The 1,231-nt window shown below is 44.4% G+C and carries 1 protein-coding gene; it reads right to left on the reverse strand.

Annotated features, from left to right (window positions below; genetic code table 11):
- A partial coding sequence (locus R7E47_RS24710; protein ID WP_318085393.1) for a molybdopterin-dependent oxidoreductase occupies nt 1–799 on the reverse strand: 799 nt, incomplete at its 3' end.
- Between the last annotated feature and the right edge of the window lie 432 nt (nt 800–1,231).

The raw sequence follows: 1,231 nt of genomic DNA on the forward strand, positions 1-1,231 counted from the left end.
CAGTTACCAAATTAGTGACATTGTAACGTTTCTGGGTTACTTTTTTTGCAAGCGCATCAAACCCGCTGGTATAGGAATTTATGTACTGAGAATCAATGCATTGCTTTTCGATAAGAAACTTGAGCAACCCATTAAAAAGAGACACATCCCCATCGTTTTTTATCGCTAAATGTAAATCGGCTTGCTGCGCCGTAACAGTTTCTCGTGGATCGATCACTACTAACTTGAGACTTGGATTTTTCTCTCTCGCTTGCTGAATTCGACGAAATAACACCGGGTGCGTCCATGCCGTATTCGCTCCGCAAATAATCAGTAATTCCGTGCTATCAATGTCGTCATAATTGACCGGTACAACGTCCTCTCCAAAAGCGCGAATGTGTGCGGCAACTGCCGATGACATACACAAACGCGAGTTGGTATCGATATTAGCGCTGCCGACGTACCCTTTCATCAGCTTGTTAGCAACGTAATAGTCTTCCGTTAATAACTGACCTGACACATACATCGCGACGGAATCAGGCCCAAACTCCGCTTTAGCTCGATGGATCTTTTCAGCAATCATGTTTGTGGCTTGCGACCAGTGAATTTCTTTACCTTTTGGCCGCTCTTTGGTGACAAGCTTCGGATACAAAAGGCGTGATGGCATGTTTAAGCTTTCAGCCAACGCAACACCTTTCACACATAAGGCTCCCGCGTTCGCAGGATGGTTATCGTCCCCAACAATTCCTTTTGAGTTTACTTCAACCCCGCATCCTACCCCGCAATAAGGACAGGTCGTTTTTCTGCATCCTTGCGACATTACGCCTCCTGCTATTGACCAACACGACTTACAACCACAACCATGCGAGCAAAAAAAAGCCTCTCCAAACTGGAGAGGCTGCAATGCCTTTAACGCTGTAAGTACATTTTTAAAAAGTAATACCCTAACCCGCATCTCCGCCTGCTCTGGAGAGCGGTCATCGAGTTAACGATGAACATTCTACAAATAGCAAACAAAGTGCCAATAATGAAAATGCTTTAATTACAAGGCATTATGAAAAGTGATGAACGGGGTATTTTTAAATCCGCACATTTTAAGTGCAGATTAGACTCATTTCTGTGCAGGCCTACTTTACGAATTCCATCACCAAGCGGGATTCTTCATCACCGAAGTAATTCGCTTCTTCTTCTAGTACGGTAAAACCCAAAGATTGATAGAGAGACACTGCAGGTTGGTTGAGAGGGTCAACCG

It is taken from the genome of Vibrio sp. Vb1026 (assembly GCF_033338745.1).
Classification (GTDB): domain Bacteria; phylum Pseudomonadota; class Gammaproteobacteria; order Enterobacterales; family Vibrionaceae; genus Vibrio; species Vibrio alginolyticus.